Annotated in this window: 19 protein-coding genes; 2 read left to right on the forward strand and 17 right to left on the reverse strand. The window is 39.5% G+C overall.

Going from position 1 to position 25,884, the window contains the following annotated elements:
- Positions 1–636: 636 nt before the first annotated feature.
- Positions 637–1,974 (forward strand): MBL fold metallo-hydrolase, encoded by a 1,338-nt coding sequence (locus tag GTQ38_RS09715; RefSeq protein WP_161435319.1) that lies wholly within the window; start codon positions 637–639, stop codon positions 1,972–1,974.
- Positions 1,975–2,457: 483 nt separating this feature from the next.
- Here GTQ38_RS09715 and GTQ38_RS09720 read toward each other — a convergent pair whose 3' ends face one another.
- The 17 genes from GTQ38_RS09720 to GTQ38_RS09800 all read right to left on the reverse strand — a co-directional run bounded on the left by GTQ38_RS09720 (position 2,458) and on the right by GTQ38_RS09800 (position 24,712).
- Positions 2,458–3,420: a sugar phosphate isomerase/epimerase family protein gene (locus GTQ38_RS09720; protein WP_161435320.1), complete on the reverse strand. Its 963-nt coding sequence runs from the start codon at positions 3,418–3,420 to the stop codon at positions 2,458–2,460.
- Positions 3,421–4,023: 603 nt separating this feature from the next.
- On the reverse strand, positions 4,024–5,709 hold the full coding sequence (locus GTQ38_RS09725; RefSeq protein ID WP_161435321.1) for a hypothetical protein: 1,686 nt from the start codon (positions 5,707–5,709) through the stop codon (positions 4,024–4,026).
- A 24-nt stretch (positions 5,710–5,733) separates the two neighbouring features.
- A complete protein-coding gene (locus GTQ38_RS09730) occupies positions 5,734–6,657 on the reverse strand; it encodes a hypothetical protein (RefSeq protein ID WP_161435322.1) in 924 nt (307 codons plus the stop codon).
- Complete coding sequence (locus GTQ38_RS09735) at positions 6,654–7,028, reverse strand: hypothetical protein (RefSeq protein ID WP_161435323.1); 375 nt, start codon at positions 7,026–7,028, stop codon at positions 6,654–6,656. The genes GTQ38_RS09730 and GTQ38_RS09735 overlap by 4 nt, the downstream gene beginning before the upstream one ends.
- A 134-nt stretch (positions 7,029–7,162) precedes the next feature.
- Positions 7,163–8,101 (reverse strand): SLATT domain-containing protein, encoded by a 939-nt coding sequence (locus tag GTQ38_RS09740; protein ID WP_161435324.1) that lies wholly within the window; start codon positions 8,099–8,101, stop codon positions 7,163–7,165.
- 508 nt (positions 8,102–8,609) lie between these two features.
- A complete protein-coding gene (locus GTQ38_RS09745) occupies positions 8,610–9,242 on the reverse strand; it encodes a peroxiredoxin (RefSeq protein WP_161435325.1) in 633 nt (210 codons plus the stop codon).
- A gap of 66 nt (positions 9,243–9,308) precedes the next feature.
- Positions 9,309–9,470, reverse strand: coding sequence for a hypothetical protein (locus GTQ38_RS09750; RefSeq protein ID WP_161435326.1), 162 nt, complete (start codon positions 9,468–9,470; stop codon positions 9,309–9,311).
- Positions 9,471–9,612: 142 nt separating this feature from the next.
- Entirely contained in the window at positions 9,613–10,968 is a 1,356-nt protein-coding gene (locus GTQ38_RS09755) for an amidohydrolase family protein (protein WP_161435327.1), read from the reverse strand.
- A 130-nt stretch (positions 10,969–11,098) separates the two neighbouring features.
- Positions 11,099–11,539: a nuclear transport factor 2 family protein gene (locus tag GTQ38_RS09760; protein WP_161435328.1), complete on the reverse strand. Its 441-nt coding sequence runs from the start codon at positions 11,537–11,539 to the stop codon at positions 11,099–11,101.
- Between the two features lie 99 nt (positions 11,540–11,638).
- Positions 11,639–12,265: a response regulator transcription factor gene (locus GTQ38_RS09765; protein WP_161435329.1), complete on the reverse strand. Its 627-nt coding sequence runs from the start codon at positions 12,263–12,265 to the stop codon at positions 11,639–11,641.
- A gap of 1 nt (position 12,266) precedes the next feature.
- Positions 12,267–14,177, reverse strand: coding sequence for an ATP-binding protein (locus GTQ38_RS09770; RefSeq protein WP_161435330.1), 1,911 nt, complete (start codon positions 14,175–14,177; stop codon positions 12,267–12,269).
- Between the two features lie 231 nt (positions 14,178–14,408).
- Positions 14,409–15,512, reverse strand: a complete 1,104-nt coding sequence (locus tag GTQ38_RS09775; RefSeq protein ID WP_161435331.1) for an ROK family protein — start codon at positions 15,510–15,512, stop codon at positions 14,409–14,411.
- A gap of 26 nt (positions 15,513–15,538) precedes the next feature.
- Positions 15,539–17,908: a GH92 family glycosyl hydrolase gene (locus tag GTQ38_RS09780; protein WP_161435332.1), complete on the reverse strand. Its 2,370-nt coding sequence runs from the start codon at positions 17,906–17,908 to the stop codon at positions 15,539–15,541.
- Positions 17,901–18,113 carry a glycoside hydrolase domain-containing protein gene (locus GTQ38_RS09785; RefSeq protein ID WP_161435333.1) on the reverse strand — a complete coding sequence of 71 codons (213 nt, stop codon included), beginning with the start codon at positions 18,111–18,113 and terminating at the stop codon, positions 17,901–17,903. Before GTQ38_RS09785 ends, GTQ38_RS09780 begins: the two co-directional genes overlap by 8 nt.
- 365 nt (positions 18,114–18,478) lie before the next feature.
- On the reverse strand, positions 18,479–20,065 hold the full coding sequence (locus tag GTQ38_RS09790) for a RagB/SusD family nutrient uptake outer membrane protein (RefSeq protein ID WP_161435334.1): 1,587 nt from the start codon (positions 20,063–20,065) through the stop codon (positions 18,479–18,481).
- A gap of 5 nt (positions 20,066–20,070) precedes the next feature.
- On the reverse strand, positions 20,071–23,460 hold the full coding sequence (locus GTQ38_RS09795) for a SusC/RagA family TonB-linked outer membrane protein (protein WP_161435335.1): 3,390 nt from the start codon (positions 23,458–23,460) through the stop codon (positions 20,071–20,073).
- Between the two features lie 172 nt (positions 23,461–23,632).
- Complete coding sequence (locus GTQ38_RS09800) at positions 23,633–24,712, reverse strand: FecR family protein (RefSeq protein ID WP_161435336.1); 1,080 nt, start codon at positions 24,710–24,712, stop codon at positions 23,633–23,635.
- Between the two features lie 191 nt (positions 24,713–24,903).
- Between GTQ38_RS09800 and GTQ38_RS09805 the strand changes: the two genes are divergently transcribed.
- On the forward strand, positions 24,904–25,488 hold the full coding sequence (locus GTQ38_RS09805) for an RNA polymerase sigma factor (RefSeq protein WP_238857887.1): 585 nt from the start codon (positions 24,904–24,906) through the stop codon (positions 25,486–25,488).
- Positions 25,489–25,884: the final 396 nt, after the last annotated feature.

Below are 25,884 nucleotides of genomic sequence, written 5' to 3' on the forward strand. Positions count from 1 at the left end.
ATAACACCCGCTACCGCCAGTCTTAGACTGGTGGTTCAAAAAACCTGGTGTTGTAATGAAGAATATTCAATAACCACGGCAGCAACGTTGTGGTTTTGTTTTATGTAAGTTTGGAATAACCACGCGATACAATCTCGCGGTAGCATAAGAAAATGAATGTTGGATGTTAAGTTTTAAGGGCTAAGTTTTCCAATAAATGTCAACCTAACGCTTAACACCTAAAATCTATAACCACCTTGGGCTTTAGGTTCATCTAGGCGAGATGATTGTTGGATGCTAAGTTTTATAACTAGTCAACCTAACATTTAACATTTAAAATCCATAACCCTAGGGAATCGGATTGGAACTCCACTATGCATAGTGAATAACCATAAGGACTACTTCTGAAAACAAAAAGGTGAAATCATTATATCAGACGGAATATGATTACTCCCACCGAGCTGTATAGCTCAAATTTTCTCCACTTATAGCTTCAAATGTCCACTTATTACTGCTCAATTTTTTAGGTCCCGGGATTTACCCAAGTTTATAAGCAGAAACCATCTGAATTGACCGGCTGCAGGGGATTGAAAGCCTCTCAGGCTGGTATTCATTTCTGCAAAATTTAGGTAAAACGGTAATTGGGTAAACAAGAAAATGAAAATACATTATATTAAATCCGCTTGTGTTGTAATAGAATCTAAGGGTGTTAAGATCTTATGTGATCCGTGGCTGGTAGATGGAGAATACTATGGATCCTGGTGTCATTACCCACCTCTTGAACTTAATGAGGAGTACTTTGCGGATATTGATTTCATATATGTCAGCCATATACATCCAGATCATTTCAGCACCAAAACCTTAAAATTACTTCCGAAGGAGATTCCGGTACTCATTCATACGTACACCACCACTTTTTTAAAAGCGAATATTGAGCGGCTGGGTTTTAAGGCGATAGAGTTACCTCATAATGAAAGGGTATCCCTTAAGAACGGGGTAGGTATTAAAATCCTCGCTGCAGACAACTGCAATCCGGAACTCTGTGCTAAATTCATGGGATGTGGCTTTATTGAGACAAAATTCAAGTTTACCCAAATTGATTCCCTGGCCTTAATTGACGATGAAAATTATACCGTTTTAAACCTAAATGATTGTCCGTATGATCTAGCGCACGTCGCGGTAAATGAAGTATTAAAAAAGCACAAGCAAATAGATTTCTTACTGGTTGGATATGGCGGTGCAGGCCCATATCCTCAATGTTTTGACCTTGAAGAAAATGAAAGGATCATTGCGGAAAATAAGAAAAAGAAGCAATTCCTTCAACAGGGTATAAATTATATTAAACAGGTAAAACCAAAATACTATATGCCTTTTGCCGGCACCTATACCCTGGCGGGTAAACTGGCATCTCTTCAGCATAAAAGAGGGGTACCGGAAACGGAAGAGGCTATTGAATATTTCAATAAATCAGAGCAGATAAATCAGGACCAGTCCCAGGGAATACTTTTAAATACCTATGACTATTTCGATTTGGAATGCGGTAAGTCATCAAACCCTTATATCCCAGTCGATTTGAAAGCAAAAGAGGAGTATATCAATGATGTGCTGGCACATAAAAAGCTCGACTATGAGCTGGAAGAAATCCCTAAAATGGATGAACTGGTGGATCTGTTGCCAGCTGCTTTTGAGCGAATGAACAAAAAGCGGGAGGAAATAAATTTCAGTAGTGCCACTAACGTATACATTACTTTAGAAGGGGATTCTTTTGCAAAGATCCCAATGAATGGCCAGCCCATGCAATTGGTAGATCGTATTCCAGAAAATGAATGCTATGTTTCCTATTCCCTGGACCCAAGATTGCTTTACAAGATATTAAAAGGCCCAAAATTCGCACATTGGAATAACGCGGTAATTGGTTCTCATGTAAATTTAAAGCGGGTACCAAATAACTATGAAAGGGCCTTGTACTATTCCATGAATTTTTTTCATGGCTGAAAATTCACTTTGAACCTGATTTTTAACTTAAACTTTTCAGTCTACCGGTTGAGTGTTGGATGTTAAGTTTTAAGTGCTAAGTGTTAAGTTTTATAACTAGTCCACCTAACATTTAACATTTAACATTTATAACCACATCAGCTGTTAAGCCCCCGCTGGCGCGAGCGTCACGCTCGTGCCACTAGTTAGCGCTGATTTCCATTAGAGACAGACAAGTGCAATCCGTGCCATCCTGACTTTAAGGTTTTACCATCCCACACTCATAACTCAATTAGGCCCCGCTACCGCCAGTCTTAGACTGGTGGTTCAAAAAACCTGGTGTTGAAATGAAGAAAATTCAATAACCACGAGATACAATCTCGCGGTAGCATAAGAAAATGGGGGTTGGATGTTAAGTGTTAAGTGTTAAGTGTTAAGTTTTATAACTAGTCAACCTAACATTTAACATTTAAAATTTATAACCACATCAGGTGTTAATCACAGCTAAATTTCATAATAAAAAGCATCCCTCAAAACTTCCAAACTCTTGGGAACAGCCGTATCTGGCGATTCAACACCTTCAAACTCCAGCGAAATCCATCCCTTGTATCCTACATCCCGCATCATTTGACCTATTGCGGGATAATCTATGTCCAGTGAATACCATTTACCACCACCATAATAGGTTTTGGCTTGAACGAGGAATGTTTGGGGAGCCATAAGCTTCATCTGTGCCTCACGGTTGTCTAAAAAGTTGCCCGTATCCAAAGTCATTTGCAACCATGGACTGTCAATAGCGTCAACAATCCTCTTTACGCCTTCAGCCGTACGTCCGAGCCCCCAATGATTTTCTAAGCCCAGGACCACTCCACACTTTTCCGCAGTTGGCATGCATGCTGCAATGGAATCGATCACCCATTCAAAGCCATCTTCATCCGTATAACCCTCTAAGGTTGGTTCAATACCCTTATTGGCCATAAGATCGTCAAAATTCTTTGAGGTTCCCCAGCGCCCGGTATTCAATCGCATTGTGGGTATACCCAGGGCGTAGGCTAGTTCTATCTGCCTGATCGTTTTAGCAATGTTCTCGTCGCGTTTTTCTTTTTCAGGATAAACATAGCCCTGGTGTGTGCTGAAACCCATCAGGTCTAATCCTGCGTGGTAGGCTCGCTTTTTGAGGTTTTGCAAATAGCTGTTCTCTTCAGAAGTCATCTGTACCAACAAAAGTTCTATGCCATCAAAACCCATAGCTGCTGCCTTATCTATACACATTTCGATGGGTACGTCTTCCTTTGGGCCGTTAAACTGCCAAAAGGAATAGGTAGATACCCCGATTGGGTTTCTTCTGATATTGCTTTGTTTTTTGGGTTTTGGCTCTTCTTTAGGTTTGGGAGAGTCGCAGGCTCCAAGGACTGTGGCCATACCCAAAGCTGAGGCATTTTGGATGAATTTTCTACGGTCTGTCATTTTGATTGGATTAAGTATCTCTTAAAGATAGTGATTAACCCATTCCTGTTATAATAGGCATTCCAATCAGAATGATGCACAATTCCTACCTATCCTAAACCGCCTTGCACTTTGAACTTGTACTTATACTTAAACTTTCGCAGGATTACGTTCGCTTTGTTCGCGTGGTTCTGAAAGGGGTCGAACCTACGACCTCCTGCTCCTAAAGCGGGCGAATAACACCGTTTTGTATTAATAAAATTCATTTAAATTGTAAATTATGACTATTATTAGGTATAAAAGCCTTAAATCCGTTAGGCACAAAGACTCAATGCTTAGTCTGTTCAGATTTAGTTTTTTGATTTCATCGTAGAAGTCTATTGTTCTTTTTTATCAACTAACAACTTAATAGATTTACTCTGGTTTTCTCTCAAGTTATATTTATTAAGTAAAATGTCTCTAGACTTCTACCTCTATCCAATCACCTCCGGTTTTGAATCTTTTGACATCAACTCAATTATTGCCTTTTCTTATTCTTTAGTAGGGAAAATTGATTGAGAATTTGTCAATCCTATAAACAAGAAACGCTTTTTAAATGCCCTTTTATTTGGTTTAAGAAGCTTGTTAAGGTGAGTCTTTTTTTGTCTTGTTCAAAAGATATTCATGAATCCAAAACGGTTCAAATCGGTATTTCGAAAGCTTACTATCAATTGGGTCAATTGTTATTAAACCGCTTCTGTTTAGTAATGATTTAACAGTTGTGGTATAAGTAGCTCCATCCAGGTCAATACTTACCTTTTCATTATTGTTTACTATAAACCAACCCTCATTTTCGGAAATTTCTTTTATGTTTATTTCGTTTAAGACAACCTCTTTCAGAAATTCCATATAAATCACGCCTTCGTTAGAATCTAACATTGGCCTTAAATGCGTATCAGAATTTCTGCCAACCATTGTGTTAAACAGAATTGTTTTGATTTCATTTTCTTCGGTATTTTGATTGATTCTGTTCTTTATGGTTCCACGGAACAGAAAATCGCTGTTTGATTGAATTTGTAACTGAAGTTTGATGAAATCATACTTATTGTATAAGTTAAAGACTTGTGTAAGAATATGATTCCGTTCGGTATCATCAATTAAACGTCCCAACTTTTCTTTTTGGTACCAATTTGCCCAATCATTAATTCTGTCTAGAATTTGTTCACGTGTTGAGAAAATCGGTTTTTGGAGTGTTTTCTGTTCTAAACCATAAATTTTGTCAACCTTTGGATTTTTTCTGTACGTATTAGATAGATAATTAACTAATGCTTCAGGGCGTGACAAGAATACAATTAAGTTTAAATCTGGATAAGTTCCCTTTTCGATAATATTTTCAAAGTCTTTTAAATATTTATTCATGGTTGAATCTGACACTTCATCTAAATCATCAACCATTATAACATCGGTATTGTTTTCAAATTTATATTGATGTAATATAGAGTCTAAGCTAAAAGTGTACTTATACAGATGGCCCAAAGATTTTGATTCCCCGTTTTTGGATTCTGATATTAAATCAGGTTGTTTAGTTACAATATATCCAAGAGAATCTGCAAAACATCTTGATTCTTGTTCCCCGCATACAAAATCTTCACGAACTTTAATTTTTCCAACCTTTTTGTCCTTAAGTTCCTGTTCTATCCATTTTTTGGTAAAATATGATTTTCCAAATCCTGCTGGTGCAGTTACATATGCCACACCTGTGTAGTTGGGGTTTTTGGTCAAGGAGTCATTAAATTCCTTAAGAAAGGAAGTGAAATCTGAATTTGATTTTTTTATATGATCTAAATATGAGTTGGTCTTTATGACAGTTGGTGTTTCATTAGCAATATTTCTTTGCACCTCCTTTAGAACTCGTTGATATTTAATTATATCAACTTTTACACTATTAAAGTCTAAGTTTATAATTGTCAACAGTACTACGGCTGATAACCCTAAAAAACCCAATGCCTTCAGAACAGGGCTTAGATTCGAGTCGTCAAAAAACCGCACGTAAAGGATCAATATAATTGTTGCTAACGTTATTATCAGTACTGGTTGACTACCAGACGAAAAAAATACAATTACTAAATCGGCAAAAACTTCTATTAAAGCGGAATCAGGATAATTCCCTTTGAAGTTTTCCGCAAAATTTTTGATATCACTTCCAGCGCTTATTGCAGCCAATTCCTTAATTAGAAATGCTGATAGGACATAAAGTATGTGGTTTAAGTTTTTTCTTCTTAAAAACCAATCCACAATTTTATCCCAGGTGTTGTTTAAAACTCTTTTCATCTTAACTATGGGCCAGTCCCTGATTTATAAATTTATTTTTAAACTCACCGCAAAAAAGGACTGTTCTTCAAAGTTCCTTGATGGGTCATCACCATTTACATAATCGACACCGACTTTGGCTGATCTTTTTCCTTCTTGAGCTGTGAATAGGATATAATTAAAACTTGCACTGAAATAATTGTGATCAGATTTATCAAGGCCCTCCACATTCTCTTCAATATTATATCGGTACTGCCAATCTATACTGAACTCAAATTTTTTTTCAAGCTTTTTTAGTCCGGGGAAAAGTGAAAAGTTTGCAGTTATTCGAAAATATGTACGATAGATATCTCCTTCATCGGTAATCATTTCAGTCGAAAACCTATTTTCATTTTCTAGTCCTAAATAAGGGGAATAAACAAATTGAAATAATTTACCAAAATCAGAAATATTATTTGGTATGTAAAAGAATTCGGGATTTTTGGCTTTACCTTTAAAAAGGGGAGTGAAATAATAATTTCCTTGAAAAGAAGAAATATCCTTAGTGTTGTCCTCATTATATTTCAAGGATGCAATCAAAATAGGAGTCCATTTTTTCCTTGACATATCTCTAAGCTGCCACTCAGTTGCTAATCCAGTCTGAAAATTGTCCTGCTCTTTATCGACAAGGGTGTTTCGATGGTATTCCAGATAAGGAGAAAGAGTTAAACCTTCTTCTATATTATTCAAAATACTCACCCCAACAGCTGCATTCAATATCCATGATTCTTCTTTGTTCTCAGCATTTGAATATGTTACAACTGCCGGTTCAGCTTTGTCATTTTTGCTTTGGAAAGACTTTCTTAGAGTAATTCGATTAAAAAAACTATCATCTTGATCCGAATCTTGCCCTACCTTCTTAATTGAATCCTGCCCATTCATTGTACCAAGAACAAACAAAACAGTAAATACTAAGATTGGATATTTCATAGTTTAGACTTTACCAATTTTATACAATCTGAAACTTTATCTAATTTTTCACATTCCGCTACCGTAATAATCTTATCAGAATCTAAATCATTTACAATTCTTTGAAAATACCTTTTCAATGATTTTTTGTGATAGTTGGTAAGGCCTAAATCACTTTTTAGTTCTTGATCATCATTAATATCATCAATGTCGAATCCGCTAAGGTCTGAAAGAGCTTCATATACTTTTCGTTTAATAAAAGTGTCAGGGTCATCTTTAGAAACCACAAGTTTTACTAGTTCTTTCAAATCTTTGATTTCACTGCTTTCTACAAGTGTGCTGAATTCTTGTAGTTCATTTTGGGTCATAGAGAGGACTATTTTTTGATTCATAAGACTGTTTTAATGATTATCGATGTTTCAAATGATATGTCTTACAGTTAATTAATAGAACACCCAATTAAGGGTATTTTTGGATATCCAAGTAAAACCTGGCATGTAACAATACTTGTTTATAGTTTATTCTATTAAGGGGCTTTAAGAGAAATCTTTTCTTCAGTTGTTTTGTTCGGATTAACCGTAAGGATTTTTTCAGAAATCGCAACTGTTTTACTCTCTTTAATAAGATTAAAATGGAATTGATAAACTCCTTGCCTAAGCTTTAAAAAACTGGTTGAAAGTTGATGCTCTTCTACCTTCTTAACAATCGGCTTCTCTAGATCTTCCCCGCTTACGGTGATTTCGACTATTGATTTTTCGGGTCTACTAATTTGTAAAATGAGATTCCCTTTTTCCAATGAAGCTTTTTCGTCTTCTAAATCCTTTTTAAGTTTTTCTTTTAGCTCAGATTGGTATTTTTCTAAGTTGGTCTTAGCTTTTCTTAAATTGGCATCTACGTTACTTCGGAATTTCTCTAATTGCACTGTGAAGTTTGTTTTCCATTCTAAAGTCTCTTTTATTACAATTGATTTTATTGTGTTATCAAAGTTGCTGAGTAGTGTAATTAGACTAACCTTATCCTCACTGGTTAGCTGTCCAAGATTCGCTTTGGATATAGAATTAAGCCACTGGGCATGATATTCACTAATGGAATTCTCAATTTCTAACTGAGCCATCATATATCTTATCCAACCAGATGAATGACCAAACAGCCGATCTATCAGGAGAACTGTACTCGCAATCATTAAACAAACATATCCAGAGGAATAAACATTGAAACATTTTCCAAAAATGCTTATATCATCATTAGGACTTTTCAGCACAATTAGAATTAAACTCATAGAAAAGGAAACCACCGCAACTGAAACCAAAACATTAGATAAGACTCCTTTTATTTTGCGATGCCTCTTGTACCAAGTAATTTTTTCATCGACGTATTCAATAAAAAGTGTTAGGTAATTTTTGACCATCTTATCTTCAATTTGGTCAATAAACCAATCCCTTTCAGTCGTTTTGTCTTTACCCATAATTGGTTTACTTGCTTATTAAGAATTAAAACAGCGATAAGTATAGCTTGTATTCCAAAGCATTGAGACACAAAAACAAAAACAGGTAAATATTTTTGGGGAGATATTTGTTTAGAAATTTAAGATAAACGACAGACAATTGATTGCATAAAAACCTTAAAAAAACTAGGGGTTTTAAGCAATTTTAATGACCCGGAATTGTAGATAATGGAAATTTTTTTGTGGAAAATGCCCTTTAGTTATTACTCGAGACTATTTTAGAAATTGTTTCATCTACTGTTGTAAAAGGTCGGAAGCTCAATTAGCCATTGTTTTGGCATACCTCTTACTTTATTCAGTTAGACTTTAACTTCCTCAAGATTACTCTCAAATTACTCACTTGATCCTGAATAATCAAATAACAGGACCAAAGGTGCCCGGAAGACATCTTTAGCCCTGTTAAACCCCTAAACCAATTAGGTCGATTTATCGTCGGAAGACGACCTGGTACAGCATAAGAGCCTGTCGATTAAACCTGTGGTGTTAATCGGAGATAAGGCTTAACTTCAGTGAACCCCTTCGGAAACATTCTTTCTGCTTCCTGATTGCTGACCGATGGCAATATGACGCATTCTTCCCCCTTTCTCCAGTTGGCGGGAGTGGCTAACATCTCATATTGAGTTAATTGCAAAGAATCGATTACCCGCAAAAGCTCATCGAAATTCCTCCCGGTTGACGCCGGATAGGTCAAAATCAGTTTCACTTTCTTATCAGGTGCGATAATAAATACCGATCTTACCGTCATAGTAGCAGAATCATTGGGATGAATCATCCCATAAAGTTCAGAGACCTTACGGTCAGCATCAGCTATTAAAGGGAAATTCACCACGGCATTTTGAGTTTCTTCAATGTCTTTGATCCATTCAGTATGCGAGGAGAGTGGATCAACGCTAATAGCGGCTGTCTTGACATTTCGATTCGTAAATGCTTCTGAATAATTGGCCATGGTTCCTAGTTCTGTGGTACAAACCGGAGTAAAGTCTGCGGGATGTGAAACCAACATTCCCCAACTATCTCCAAGCCAATCGTGAAAATTAATTGGTCCCTGAGTTGTCTCAGCCGTAAAATTTGGTGCTATGTCACCTAATCTTATTGTATTCATTTTGATGTAATTATAGATTAAAAAAAAGTTTTAAATAATTTGAATTTCATTTCAAATCCCATGGCATTACTTTGCCAATGTTTTCTGAACTTGATCTTCAGTAATATCGAGGTCAATTGCTAATTCACTATGATCACCGATTTCGTAACAATTGTCGCCGTCTTTGTCACAAGAATACAGCAATGCACTCAATAACACTGAAACTGAAAGGACTAATACATTTTTCATGATTTCTAAAATTTTATAGTGCAAAACTAGGACCGTGATAAGCAGAATTTTTAACCGGAAATCGGCAAAAGCCTAAATACCGGAAAACAGGTAGGGAAATTTTTATGCTCTGGGCTGGTTCGGCAACCCCATTTAGTTAAACCTATGGTTTGAGTAGTTTTTTCCTATCCACAATTTTGCCATTCTTGATTACAGCATCGATTGTCCTTGTATTTTCCATAGCTGTTAAAGGATTCTTTCTAAGGATCAACAAGTCAGCAACCTTACCTTTTTCAACAGTGCCATAATCATTTTGAATATGAAGTTGATAGGCTCCATTCTTGGTCGCTATCATTAAGACATCTTTATTCGGGATACCAGCTTTTGAAAGGAGAAACATTTCATTGTGAATAGTATTGCCGTAATCTGCCCATGAGGTCCAGGTATCGGAGCTTGTGGATAGTACAACTCCCGCATCATGAGCTTTTTGGACGTAACTGAAGTGATATTCGGCCATAGCCGGATTTTTACTAAATGTAATACTCTTATAGGATGAGAGCATCTGCCACATTGCCTTTAATTTTTGAGGTGCTGAATCATAAACTTCCTTTAGTTGGGTACGTTGTTCAAAAAAAGGGTCTTCAAAGTATCCGTACCTCATAGCCAAAGTAGGATCATTCGGTATGCCTTTTTTGGCCATTTCATTTAAAACCTTGCTCACATGTTTTGAGGACAAGTCCATCATGGGATCGTTTCCATAAGGTGTGTGTACAAGGGCGTCAATCTTCATATCAATGGCTTCACGCCAGGTTGTAGCCTTAATATGGCCTGCGACCTTTAAGTTCAGTTTGTGCGCTTCGTCTATGGCGGCCTTACTGAATTCAGGTCTTAAATTGAAGAGTAGTTTTATATAATCAACTCCAAGCTTCTTCATTTCTTTTACATAGTTTCTGGCATCCTCAACATCATGGATTTGCTCCACGATTTCCGGAAATATTAAAGGAGACTCCGACATTAGCTTGCTACAGGCCAGGATTCTTGGAGACTTAATTTCTCCAATTCTTTCCTGTTTTTTTAAGTTAACCGCAATCTTCGGAAATCCGCCAAGCTCTCTTATATTGGTTATACCCTGATAGAGCATTGCCCTAAGATGCCATTTTGAGAGTTGTTCATCAGCAAACACTTTTATCGTTGGCACCCGGTATTTTGTTCCTATTGTATCGACAAATGCGGTAACATGACTGTGAGTGTCAAAAAGCGCGGGCATTACAAATTTGTCAGTTGCATCAATTTTGCTTAGAGCTTTATAGCCACTGAGATCTTTATTTAGATCTTCTATGGCTATAATTCTTCCTTGATCCACAATAATGGCTTTATTATGAACAACTTCACCACTTTGAGCATCAAACAAAGTCCCTGCCTTTATTAGTAGATCTACTTCCACTATTGGGGTTGAGGTGCAGAAAAAAAAGGACATCCCCAAAATCATGAGCATCCATATGGACAGAGTTTTTTTCATGTTCTTAATAATTATAGTGCAAAATTAGGCTTGCGGACACCTTAAATTTTAACCTGGAATCTGCAAAAATCAGCATACCTGAAAGCAGTTAGGAAAACAATTGATCTGATCAAAATTAAATCTCAGGGCATTATAAAGAGGACCATCCCCTGTAGAAAAGCCTGTAGTTCTCCTTATTCCTGACCCAAATATTGATGTACTTTCGCTTACTGGTGGTTTCTTTGTTTTCAACCATTTCGAAACGACCAAATTCCACCAAACTATTCCCTAGATCGGTATAGCTATCAATAGTCACGGCCCAGGAGGTGACGTCATTCTTTTCCAAAAATGATTTGATTAACTGACCGACAATATCCTTTCCAGAATAGGGTTCTCCTGATGGGGGATGGAACACCACCTCCGGATGTAACATCCTGATAAGCTCTTTGGTGTTCTCTTCCATGACGGCTCTGTGATAAGCGTCTGAAAGTGTTTTAACCAGATTGGTATGCTCCTGGCTTTCGGTTTGTGCATGAATTAAGGGGGTAATTCCCATCATGAAAATGCAGAGTGTTCTCTTGAAAGATCCCATAATTTGTTTTTACAAAACTAATTGCACCGAAATTAGGAGGGATCACCCAAAAAGGCCATTAGGCGAATTGGCAGAAAACAGGTAGTCGGACTAATTATTTTAACAGTAGACTATTCCTTTACGGATAGCGTACTTTACCAGGCCAGCGGAATTTTTTAGGCCCAATTTAAGTAAGATGTTCTTGCGATGAGATTCTATGGTATGCCTGCTTAAATACAATTTTTCAGCAATTTCCTGAGTGGTGTAACCATCCGCAATAAGTTGAATGACCTCTTTTTCTCTTGGGGATATCGCCGTTGTATGTGTGTCTTCCCTTAAGTCATCCATAATCATTTTCGCAGTTTCGGGAGAATGGAATTGTCCTGTTCTATGAATGGTATCAAGAGCATTGAGTAAAGTAGTTTTTCCTACGTCCTTTGGAAGATAGCCATGAGCTCCAGCCTTTAAAATGTTCTTGATGAACTGCAGTGAAGAATGCATGGTAAGGACTAAAACTCTAACTTCTATATCTAATTGTCTTATTTCACGAATCGTATCAAAACCATCCATTTCCGGCATTTCAATATCAAGAATGAGGACATCTATAGACTCATTTTCTAGAATTTCCAAAACCTCTTTGCCATTTTTGGCTTGGGCTACGATTGAAACATTGTTGTCCTCCGATAACAAGGATACCAGCCCTTCTCTGAACACGGTATGGTCATCTGCTATTGCAATTCTGATCATATTAAATTGGTATTTGAATGCTTATTGCGGTACCTCTGCCCTTGTTGGTATCTATATTGAAGGTTCCTTTAAGCTGTGAGACCCTGGATTTTATATTTTCGAGGCCAATGCCGGCCTGTAAGCTGTCTATATCTATACCTACACCATTGTCCTCGACCATTAGACTAAGATATTTGCGATGTTTGTTAAGTGAAATGTCTAATTTACTGGCCTGAGCATGTTTGATTACATTTTGAATGGCCTCCTGAACAATTCTGAACAAATGAATTTCCTTAGTAGGATGAATGCGTTCTTCCATATTAAAGGTATAGAGCTGAGTAGCAAGTGAGGTTTTTGGCAGATGTTCTAACGTAGCGTTTATCGCCGTTACCAACCCAAATTTGACCAATTCACCAGGCATTAAGTTATGCGAAATTTGCCTTACTTGATCTGAGGTTTCAGAAATAGTTCGAATAGATTTCTGAATGCTTGGATGCTCTTCCCTTAGTTTTTCACCGATCTCCTGTAGTACATTCTTGGTCATGGCCAAGGAACCCCCTACACTGTCATGAAGGTCTCTTGCGATTCGAGCTCTTTCAGACATTTGAGCCTCTACCATAGTTTCTATTAATTCCTTTTGCTTTCGATTTTTTAGATATTGAATGATGAGCAGAATCCCGGCACTAAGGGCTAGTGTAATACCTAATATGCTATATGACAGTCGCTTAATTCTTGTTCTTTGCTTGGAAAGTTTGTCATCGGCTATCAATTTCTGCTTAGAGAGAAATAAGATTTCCTTTTCCTTTTTCTCCGATTCGTATTTAATTTCAAGTTCACTTATATTCTTTAAATGTTCTTGGTTGATAATACTGTCTTTCCAATGGGTATATGATTTTTGATGTAGCAGTGCGAGTGAAGGTTTGCCTATTTGTTCGTATAATTGGGACAACCCCAAGTGATTGTCCCTTATAACATCCTTGTTGTCTAACTTTACCGCAATTGCGAGACTTTTTTTAAAATTGGCTAAAGCGGACGCAAACTCACCCTTTGCCATGTAAAGGCCAGCAAGATTATGCAACGCGCTGGTGGCGGTTGATTCATCATTGATTTCATTAGCTTTAGAAAGGCTTTTGTCGTAATAATAAAAAGCCTTGTTATAATTACCCAGTTCTTGGTACAGCACACCCAAGTTGTCGTAATTTCTTGCCAGGCCCCTTTCATCCCGCAACTCAGTCAGTAGAACATTGGATTTTTCGTAGGCTTCAATAGAAGCATAATAGTCATGCTGATTTTTATTAATAATTCCCAGATTGCCCAGTGTAAAGGCCATCCCTCTTTTAATACCGTATTTTTCACACAAGTCAAAGGATTTGGTCATATACTTTTTGGCCTCAGGCCAATTTTCCATTTTAATATAAGTAATCCCAATGTTGTTAAACACCTTGGCTTTTCCTGCTTCTAGATTGTTAGCATCGCTGATCTTTTCGGCTCTTCTATGTGCTAAAATTGCTTCGGCATAACCACTCTTGTAATAGTGTGCGGTACCTACCATGGAATAGAGGTCCACCAATAACTTGGGATCTAGGTGTTTCCGTAAATCTTCAACCTTATTTGCATAGTGGAATACACTGTCGTAGTTATTGGCAATCAAATGCTGTTCAACCTGAGCTAAAAGTATTCTTCCATATAGGGAATCAGACAATGTACCATTGCTAAGGGAAAGGGCTTTATCAAGGTGTAACTGAGCTAAATCTGAATCCTGTTTTCTTAACTTCTTGTAGAGAGTTAAGTTTAAGCTGGCAACTTTTTCCGGACTTTTAGCTTTCGAGAGCGCTATTCTCAAGCTGTCCACCTGTTCTTGACGCTGGGGTTGCACTAACTGCAGTGGTAAGCTTAACAGGGCAGCGAAGAGATAGGGAAAAAGCTGGTGCATAACTTCTTAAAATACAATATAATTTTGCAAAAATAGCTACTAGGAAAGTGAGGCTTTTACAAAACTGTAGCGACCAATGGAGATGCCGTATAAATGGTTTAAAATAATGTATGGATGACATTTAGACCCGTATAATTTTTCCAATCCACTTTAGACTTAAGCTTAATCATGGACTTAAACCTCCCCAGGATTGCCATTGCTCTGCCGAGTCGTCCTGATGGTGTTTATACATTACAGCCTATTTAAGGCCAAATTATATGCTCCAATAGCGATCATCTGGGCCGTATCGTATTTTGATACGCCAATACCTATTTTAAAATAGGGTTCGTAGGTCAATTTTTTATCAGCCCCGGGCACCTCTATTTCCTTTTTAACTCCTTTTAAAAAAGAGTTTCTTTCATTCGGATCTTGAAGGTTGAAAATTTGTTGAGGTAATCGATCTATAGCATTCCCGTTCGGTAGGATATAAGAAGACCTCAACTGTTTGAACATAGAAGGTGAAAAAAGATCAAAGGCTTTAGAAATGCCTCCTCCAAACACTACTATACCATCCACAATCGCGATTAAATTGGCAATCGCCTCTCCTAAAACGGTTCCAAAATCCTCAAATGTTTCAAGCGCAGCTTGTTTGTTACCTTCCTGTGCTCCTTTTGCAATGAGATAAATATCTACCGGAGAACCTACCTCTTTTAAATCCAGTCCCGATTTATTGGCATAGCTTCTTCTTATACCTTCTCTGCTTATATGTTCTTCTACATAACTATTTGTGTTAAGAATATCGCGCATTGGCCATCCTTCCCCGCCATTTGAATTATCTCCTATAATAAGTTGGCCATTATTTATTATGCCAACACCAAAACCGGTTCCTAAAGTAATACCAATTAGATTTTTAAATTTTTTGAGACTTTTCGCCCTTTCCAGATCCTGGTTAAGCTCTCGAAGAAATCCTTTTTTAGATTCCCCATAGGCAAAGAGATTGCCGTCATTATTGATAAATACCGGGATCTTGAAATGATGTTCAAGCATTGGACCAAGTGCAACACCTCCTGAAAATGCAGGGAAATTAGGTAGATTACCTATAATGCCATTGGGATAATCAGCCGGCCCCGGAAAAGCGAAACTTATGGCCGCAGGTGCTTCAATCAGCTTTTCTTTGACAACTTCAAAGCCCTTTATGATGGTTTTGAGACATTTCTCGAGCTTATTGGCATGTGGCTCAAACCGAATGGGGTCAATTATTGGTTCATTCTCCTTAATTGCAGAAAAAATGAAATTGGTCCCTCCGGCATCCAAGGTCATTACAATACGGTTATCTATGCTATTCGGGTTTTGCATTATTCCTTAAGATCCCATAATTTACCTTATTTTTTAGTCATTGAAAAAGGTACTGAAGCGTTAGTCGTTCCCCATCCGGAGTCCGCTTGATTGACCATATCAAATTCCAACCTTCCTCCGGCCTGCAGTTGCACGTGGCTTATCCAGGTTTGGTCATGGCTTTGACCGTTTAGCCTTATTCCGTTTATGTAATAGTTCGTGGGGCTGTTGTTGGGCGCATCTATGGTGAGTTGATTGCCGTTTTCAAAGTTGAGCGTCACTTTTTTGAACAAAGGACTACCGAATACGTACTGATCTGTGCCGGGAGTTACCGGATAAAAGCCCATCGAACTGAAAACGTACCATGCAGAAGTCTGTCCGTTGTCTTCGTCTCCACAATATCCATCAGGGGTTGCGGAATATAGTTTAGTCAAAACCTCTCGTGCACGCTGCTGAGTTTTCCAGGGTTGGTTCGCATAGTTATAGAGATAGATCATATGCTGTATCGGCTGGTTGCCATGGGCGTAATTACCCATATTCACAATTTGCATTTCCCTGATCTCGTGTATGGTATGTCCATAGTAGGAATCGTCATAATCAGGAGGCATGCTGAATACATTATCCAGTTTTGACACAAAGGCCTCATCTCCGCCCATCAAATTGATGAGCCCCTGAACATCATGAAAGACAGACCAGGTGTAATGCATACTGTTTCCTTCCGTAAAGGCATCTCCCCATTTCAGCAAATTGAAGGGTGATTGGAAAGTGCCGTCTTTGTTTCTTCCGCGCATCCAGCCGGATTCCTTGTCAAAGACCATTTTGTAGTTCTGAGCCCTCTTGAAATACAATTTGGCATCTTCTTGTTTACCTAATTTTTTGGCCATTTGGGCTATGTTGAAATCTGCGAAGGCGTATTCCAAGGTACGGGCAGCATTCTCCCTAATATCCACATCATAAGGAACATATCCCAAGGAATTGTAATAGCCTACTCCTTCACGTCCAACGGATTCGATTACCCCTCCGCTGTCAGTAGGCCTTCCCTCTTCAGTAGTGGCGTTCTTGATCATTGCTTCATAGAGCAGTTCTGCGTCATAGTCGGTAATCCCCTTTAAGTAGGAGTCAGCTATGTTTACGGCTGAATTGGATCCGATCATCGAACGACGGTGGCCGGGACTTGCCCACTCCGGTAACCAGCCAGACTCTTTATAAGTATTGGCCAGACCTTCCATGATCCGGGCATTGAGTTCCGGATACATGAGGGTGAAAAAGGGGAATACTGCCCTAAAGGTATCCCAAAAGCCATTATCTGTGAACATGCGCCCGGGAAGCACTTTCCCATTATAAGGGCTATAGTGAACCAGCTGACCATCGGCATCAATTTCATGGAACTTTCTCGGGAACAACAATACCCTGTAAAGACAGGAATAGAAGGTTCTGATGTGATCGATGTTATCATCTTCTATGGTGATCCTGCCCAACTCTTTTTCCCACTCCTCAAGGGCTTTTTGTTTCGTTTTTTCAAATGAATCATTCCCTATTTCCCTGTTGAGGTTGATCTGAGCCTGCTCAGCACTGATGAATGATGAAGCTACTTTCACATGTACCTGTTCACCTTTTTGGGTCTTGAAACCAATGATTGCCCCTACATGGTTTCCTTCTGATTCTAGATTGTCTTTTTGCAGTTGCCAATTGTTATTCCAACTGTGGGTTATTTCAAAATCACGATCAAATTCGGCCACCCAATAATTGTGAAAGTTCTCCGGAACACCTCCGTGGTTGTTGCGTGAATAACCCACAATTCTTCTTTGCTCAGGTATAATCTCAACTTTAGAGCCCATTTCAAAAGCATCCAATAGGATATAGGAAGAATTTTCCTCAGGAAAGGTAAACCTGAAATGAGCCGCTCTTTCGGTCGGGGAGACTTCCATGGTCACATCATAGTCTGCCAGATAAACACTGTAATAATGAGGCTTAGATACTTCTGCCTTGTGAGAAAACCAGGATTCCCGTTCATCTTCCTGGTACTTTAATTCACCTGTTACCGCCATTAGGGAGAAGGCTGCATAGTCATTTATCCAGGGGCTGGGCTGATGTGTTTGCTTTATACCTCTAATTTTGTTCTCGTTGTACTTATAGGTCCAGCCATCTCCCATCTTACTGGTCATGGGCGTCCAGAAATTCATACCCCAGGGAGTCGCAATGGCTGGATACGTATTGCCGTTAGACAAACTGTATTTTGAATCTGTTCCCATCAATGGGTTTACATACTGAATCAGGCTTTGTTTGGGTACTTGATTACCAACTTTTTGTGCAGAGGTGATGGAACTATATGATAAGAAAAATGCGACCAGAAGGCTAAATAATTTTCCTCTTTTTTGTATTTCCAGTCTTTTAATGTGTGAATTTAATCTATTCATTTTTTTTGTTTATAAGGGTGTTTTTTGGAGTATTGGAAGCTTTTCTGTTATACATTTTCAGTTCCAGTTCGCCACCGTCAATTATCTGGGTATGAGTTAAATTCAAGTTGAATAAATCCTCACCGTTCAGGCTTGCTTCCTTAATATACTTGTTTTCTTCAAATTGCCTGTTCCATTTCGCAACAACTGCTTCATTTCTTCCCATTGAGCTCGCCAGGTCTTGTAGGTTATGTGATACAAAGCAGGAAGCCTTTCTGCCATAAGCTTCTAAAAACCAGCAATTGGTTTCTTTACTTTTTTTGTGATTCTATTGATATGTAAGCGGGTAGCTACACTTATTTCATGGCTTCCATCTTGAAGTACCGTATACATTCATCTATTTATTGGGTGTCGTTTTTTGCTAGAGTAGAGGCCTCTTGGGCTTAACAATCCATCAAGGCTTAAAAAAAACCGGCAACGAAATGTATACCGGTTTTAAAACTAACTCTAACTTAAAACAAACTATTATTACTTGTATGTATTTTCCATTCACGTATAATTGGACATAAATCTTCTGTAGGTTGTGTGAACCTAATATCCAGGGTTCTGAACCAACTCTGGATTCCTTTGCATTTCGGAAATCGAAATAGGCAATAAAAGGTGCTTTTCCTGAAAGGTCTGTCCAAATGTATTCTGCGCCCCAACCAGATTGATGAAGGTAACATCCCCATTGGCTCCGGCTGGATACAATCGGGTACGTACCATATCAAACCAAAGTTTTTGGTCAAATATCAGTTCCCGATTTCGCTCTTTCCACACCTCCTCAACAAAATCGCCAACGGAAAGAACTGCCAAACCTGCACGAATTGTTTCGGGATCAGTGGTCCAGTAGGCCCTGGCCCGAACTTGGGTTAGATAGTCAACCGCCTCCGCGGTTACTCCTTCAGATCTGGCTATGGCCTCTGCTGCAATTAACAAGGCCTCCGGATAGCTATATACCCTTAAATTCTGGGAAGATTGTGCCGAATTAAAGAAGGGTTCCTCATCCAACCAGATATAAGGGGTTACTGGAAAAGTAATTTCCTCATTGTCGGCTGTGGTAAAAGTAGTGTGGAAGTATTGCTTTTCCTGCACCCTCAGATCCAGATTTTGATCGTATTGGTCGTAGAGCGCTGGTCTGGGGCCATAGGCGTTCTGAATATTGGCGTAAGCAGAACCCACCGAACCGCTTACTGACGCTGGAAAAGACCACTGCGGATATGGGGATGAACGGATACCTGCCTCATATTCGATTTGGTAGATATAATCGTTGGCCAAAGTCTTCGCCTGGCGCATTTTGTTATAGGCACTGCTCTCCGGAATAACATTTCCACCACCGTCTAAATCATGAGGAACCAGTGAAAAATCCCCGCTATTGATTACGGCCCGGATGGCTGTAGCCGAATTGGCGTAGTTGTCATCCGACAGCGGAAAGCCGCTCATTGTCAAATACACCTCAGACAGGAGCATCTGAGCGGTTTCCGTAGTGATTCGGAAACCATTTTCCACCATGTTGCCACTAGGAAGGCTTCCAGCAGTAGTAGCCACATTCAAATCGGCAACAATTTGGGCGTACACCTCGGAAACCGGGGCGCGGGGAACAAAAACCTCATCCAGGCCATCCACGGGCTGAATAATCAGAGGTACATCACCAAACATGCGCACCAAATAAAAATAAGCAAAGGCCCTAAAGAAGCTGGCTTGGGCAGTCAAATCATTACGTTCGTCATCTGATAGTCCCGGGGTATCCGGAATATTTGCAATAGCAAGATTGGCTCCTGAAATACCCTGATAAAGATTTTGCCATATACGATTCAACTCACGGTCTATCTCTGTGGGTGAAATAGCCAATTGCTGGGCCAGGTCTACCTGGCGTTCCTGACCATTGAACTCATTATCAAAAAAACCGGAAAGGTATTGGAGGTACATGGCATCGGAACCCCTGAATACGCCCTGGGAAAGGAACATCTCAGGAACGCCGTTTTGATACAGGAAATTTACCGCACTCTCGGCCTGTCCAGGCTCGGCAAAAAACTGGTCAACACTCTGCTGATCCCGTGGCTCCTCCTCCAAAAAATCGTCACAGGAAACTGTAAAGAGCAGTAACCCTAAAAAGCCTATTATCTTTATATTTTTCATAGTTGTTAAAATTTAAGGTTAAAACCAAGGGTAAAGGTTCTGGGCCTTGGATACTGGAAAAAGAAAATGTTTTGTCCAAATTGACTATTATTCGATGAACCTTCGGGGTCAAATCCCTGAAAATCATCGGACTGAATCACAAAGGCGTTATCCACACTTCCATAGACCCTGAGCATTTTAAGGCCAATGGAATCCACAAATGTATCGGGGAAGGTGTAGCCCAATGTGAATAAATTTCCCCTCAGATAGGACCCGTCTGCGACCCAGCGGCTGTCCACCTGGCTGTTCTGGCCAGAAGTACCCTGGTTTCGAATCTCCTGTACCTGGGTGTTTTGGTTCTCCGGGGTCCAGCCCTCAGTCAGGATGGTCTGCAGGCCATTGGCAATACCTGAACGATCTTCCGTAGAATGCAGGGCCTGCTGTAGAATATCCACATCAAAGACGAACTGGAGATCTGCAGTAAAATCAAACTGGCCCAAACGGAAGGTGTTAATAAAACTTCCAGTCCACACGGGTAAGCCATTACCGATAATGGTCCGTTCAGCAGAACGCCTGGCCTCGCCAGGCAGGGCACCGACTGCGGCCGCTTCTGCGGCCTGGTCCGTACCCCAGATCCCCAAGCGTTCCAGTCCCCAGAAAGAGGCCACCGGTTCCCCTACACGGAGAATGGTATTGCTCCCGGAAACAAAATTAGGACCGGGAAAGATATCCTCATCATTGGCCCCCAATTCCTCTATACGGTTTTTATTGTAGTTCAGGTTAAATATCGCCTCCCAAAAGAAATCCTCCTTAGAGTAAAGCGAACTAATGGAGATGTCTGTACCTCTATTGGAAATGGAGCCGATGTTATCACGAATCGAACTAAATCCAGTGGAGCGCGGGATGGGCCTGTTGAGCAATAGATCTTCCGTAAGCTTGTAATAATAATCCAGTTCCATGCTAATCCTGGGATTGGTGTTTGTGCTCAACTCCACACCTACATCGAATTGAGTGGTGGTCTCCCAGCCCACATCAGGATTGGGAATACGGCTTACGAAACTATCGTTGACGCGTTGCCCGTTAATCAAGGCCGTACCCGTGTTAACTGTGGACAAGGTGGAATAGGGTGCTATTTCCGTATTCCCTGTAACCCCGTAACTTGCCCTTAACTTTAATCGATCTACAAAGGAAGATTCCGAAAGGAAATCTTCTTCTGACAGTACCCAGCCCAGTCCCAGAGACGGAAAGAAGCCGTATTTATTGTTGGCCCCAAAACGGGATGAGCCATCCAAACGGCCCGTCAGGGTCACCAAATATTTGTCCTTATAGGTATAGCCTACACGTGTAAAGTAGGAATTGATAGTCCAATCATTAAATCCGGATTCGGGCTCATCCGGGATACTACCCGATTGGAGACGATAAAAAGAGAGGGAATTATCCGGGAACCCTTCGGATCTCGCCTGGAAACTAAAAAAATCACGTGCCTGCCAACTGGCCCCTAAGACTGCATTGATACGGGAATTCTCAAATGACTTGTTATAGGTAAGAAAATTCTCCTGTTGCCAAAAGGTCACTTTTTGCTCTAAGACACTGGCATCACCCAAGGGTGCGGAGATGTTGATCAGATCATTGGGTTCAAAATTTTGAAAGGTACGGTCCTGCCTGTCAACACCAAACTGGGTCCTGAATGTCAGGCCTTCCGCAATTTTGAAATCGAAAAAAACATTTCCAAAAACCTGGTTCCGCAACCTGCGCCGTACCTCGGTTTCTAAAACATGTACGGGATTGGCCATGGCCTCCAAATTAAAGTTATCAGTAATTGTACGGCTGTTAGACCAGCTACCGTCTGGAAAACGTACCGGAAATATGGGAGGCATTTCTATCATGGTTCGTCGGGGATTTTGGTTGCCCCCATCTTCCTGAAAAGAGTTCTCCTTGGTATAGTTCACTAACAGGTTGGCCCCAAAGGACAGCCAATCCTTTATTTGTGTGTCATAGGTCAATTTTGCATTCCAGCGTTCCAAATCGTTGTTGAGCATAATCCCTTCAATGTCAGAAAAATTGAAAAAAGCTCCCACTGAAGAATTTCCTTTGCTTTGCTGTATTGCCAATTGGTGATTATGTGTAATGGCCGTGCGGGTTGCTTCCTCCTGCCAATCTGTATCGTAGAGGGGATTACCCTGGGCATCAAAGAGTAGAGGATCACTTCTTGTCAATATAGGCGCCACAGTTACATCGTCCCGATACTTAGGGGTATTGGCAAAACCGGTTTCCACTACCTCCAGGAACTCTTCCGCGTTTAAGAGGTCTAATTTTTTTCGCAAGCGTCCTATACTTAAAAAACTGTCATAGGACACGGAGATACCCTCCGTTTTGCCGCCCCGTTTAGTGGTAACCAAAATAACGCCATTTGCCCCACGGGCACCATAAATGGCAGTTGAGGAGGCATCCTTGAGTACTTCTATACTCTCAATATTGTTAGGATTAAGAAACTGAAAGTCCTCCATAACCACTCCGTCCACCACAAACAAGGGATTGGAACTGGAGTTGATAGTGCCCAGTCCTCTGATAATGATTCTGGGCTGGGCCGTTGGGCTTCCGGAATTCAAATATACATTGGCTCCGGCCACACGACCCTGAAGGCCCTGAATGGCATTGGCAACCGGTCTTTGCAAAATAGCATTCCCGTCCACACTGGCCACAGCACCTGTTACATCAGACTTTCGTTGTACCCCATAACCTACCAATACAACCTCATCCAATCCGGCGGTACTCTCCTCCAAAGTGATATTAATCGTTGTTGCTCCATTGAGAGGTACTTCCTTGGTGGCAAAGCCAATATAGGATACCTGCAAGGTTGCATTTTCATCTGAAAGGGTAAGGACAAATTTTCCTTCAAAATCAGTTTGAGTTCCGTTTGTTGTTCCTTTTTCTATTACATTGGCTCCCAAAAGTGGCTCTCCTGCTTCGTCCGTCACGGTTCCGGTCACCTGGATTTGGACTGTTTTATCTGATGAATCATCACTTTTGTCCCCATTCAAGGAGTTCAGATTGCCCTTTTTACTTCTTAAAATAATCTGTTTTTGCAATACTTCATACTCAACATCTGTCCCTTTAAATATTCTATTTAAAATGAATGCAATGGACTTTTTCTTAACCTTTATGGATACCTTTCTATCTACATCAACATCCCTTCTGTTCAACAAGAACTTAAAGTCGGAAAGGGATTCAATTTCATAGATTACGGCTGCCACTGTAGCATCTGACATATCAAGTGACACCTTTTTGGTCTGTGAATAGGTATGAGCCTGAATCTGAAAAAGGGAAACCATAGTTAATAATACAGTAAGCTTCATTTTCAGAGATAGTTTAAAGAGGTATCGCTCAGTACCTCTTGAATTACTGAGTTTTTTCATATTTTAGTTGTGTTATTTGGTTTAAATTCATTTAAATCATTGCACCGAATCGGAGAATGTGTCCGCATTTTCCGATTCTTTTTTATGCATGATTTGCTACAATCAATTCAAAGGTTTCATCATATTTTTTATGTTTTTGGATTATTCAAATAGCAAATTCTAAGAAGAATGTTCATTCTATAATTACTTCATTGTCAATGATGGAATAATCAATGGCAAAGCTCTTGCTGAAGGACTCCAATACTTCATCAATGGTCTCTATATCAAATGTGGCATCAAAAAGTTGTTCATCCAGCTCTTTGTTGCGGTTCTTAATGGTTACACTGTATTTTCGTTCCAGGGTATGTCTAATCTTTAGAAAGGAAGTATTTCTGAAAACCAGCTTACCTTCAATCCATGCGGTGTATAACCTGGTATCCACATTTTCGACCCCTATTTCATTACTGGCCCTATCCCAATGTGCCATAAACCCTGGTGTGAGCAGCAATGGTTTTTTTTCTTTTGCATGTAGTTCGTCCTTCCTTTGCAGTTCCACAGAGCCTTCAACCAGAACCGTATTGATACCCATTTCCTCGGCATAATTAGACACATTGAATTTTGTGCCCAATACCTGGACGTCTATCCCATTTGCGTTAACCACAAAAGGGTGTTCTGTGTTCTTGGCTACATCAAAATAGGCCTCACCATTCAAAAAAACGGTTCGGGGTTGCTTGTCAACAAATGCAATCGGATAACGCAGAGTGGTTCCTGAATTCAAGAAGATATGCGTACCGTCTGACAGCACAACATCGAATCTTTTTCCATGAGGCACATGTAGCGTATTATAGACCAGTTCTTCTGTTTTTGTACCCTTGGAATACGTTAATTTAGAATGTTCCTGTGAGCCTACTACAGTCCCATCTGCTTTTCTTATTTTTTTATTTTCTGTAGGGGTCAATTCCTTGACTGTCCCGTCATCCAATGTTATAGTGACCTGTTCCACTTTGGGAACAAGTCTATTGGATATTATGTCTTCCGTTTGGTTCTGTTTGTTGAAAAAGTATCCTATGGTTAGTAGAAGTGTGAGTGCAGCGGCATATTTAATTACCGTATTGACAAGCCGTCTACTTTTGTCCCTTTTAATCCGCTTAAACAGTTCTTTTTTAATTTCATCCTTATTTGGTTGGTTCATGGCCATTGTAGTTTCAAGATGGATTTTTACTTCATTCTCAAAAATGGTTTCATTACCTTCTTTAAGAATCCAATCGGACAAAAAATCAAGATCTTCTGATGAAGCTTCGTTTAATAAATACTTGTGTATTATTTGTATTATTTCCAATATGCGCTTAAGAATTGTTCTTCGATAGAAAGACAGGGCAGATTTTCAATACCCTAACTTTTTTATAATTTTTTTTTCATATTTGCATTGCTAAGCCCTTTTTTTTTGTTTATCGTAAAATGGACATGGATGAAATAACGTTAATATCCAGTTTAAAAAGGGGTGACGAAAACTCCTTTATATATCTGGTAGATTCTTACAGTCAGCGGTTGTTTGGTTATGCCCTTACTTTGACTAACCATCATGAAATGGCGCAAGACATTGTTCAAAATGTTTTTCTTAAGACATGGGAAAAACGTAAAAAACTTCGGATAGAATCCTCTCTTCAGAATTATTTATTCAAATCTGTGTATAACGAGTTCATCAATCAGTACAAAAAGAAAAGGTCCACGATGATACTGGAGCAAAAATATTTCAAAGCCCTGGAAAAAACAGTAGCATTGCACGATGAAACTTCCTGGGAAAAGATCATGACCAAGATCATGGAGGAAATTCAAAAGCTACCTCCAAGGTGCCAGGAGGTTTTTCTTTTGAGCAGAAAGGAGGGCCTGACGAACCTGGAAATATCCGAATACCTAGACATTTCAATCAAGACAGTGGAAGCCCAGATAACAAAAGCTTTCAGCATCCTCAGAGAAAATTTAGGGAACAATTACAAAGCGATGCTGTTCCTACTTTTTGGAACAAGATATAAGCGGCAGATTCAATAAAAATTGACCCTTCACCAAAGCTGAAATTGGCTAGCCTTGTTTCTTTTTTACTTCGAAGTGCCTTGAACTTGTACTTAAATTTAATCTTGAACTTTTCCCAGGATTAACCTCGCTTTGCTCGCATGATCCTAAAGGGGGTAGGACGCTCATGCGAGCCGAAGTTTTTGCTATCGATTAGATCGAACAGATGAATTATTGAAGTCCAAACCATTTTTCAAATTCATGTATTTAGCGGAAAAATTCATAGGTGTTTTATCGATAAAAATGAAAGCACACACCACACATCATTGGAACAAGGCTATTGCTAAGTAATAGGCCAAGAACAGTGCATGATTTTATTCGAGGGAGGGTATTCTTATTTCAAAAATCAAAAAGCAAATTCAGGTCATTTTATAA

It is taken from the genome of Poritiphilus flavus, from assembly GCF_009901585.1.
Classification (GTDB): domain Bacteria; phylum Bacteroidota; class Bacteroidia; order Flavobacteriales; family Flavobacteriaceae; genus Poritiphilus; species Poritiphilus flavus.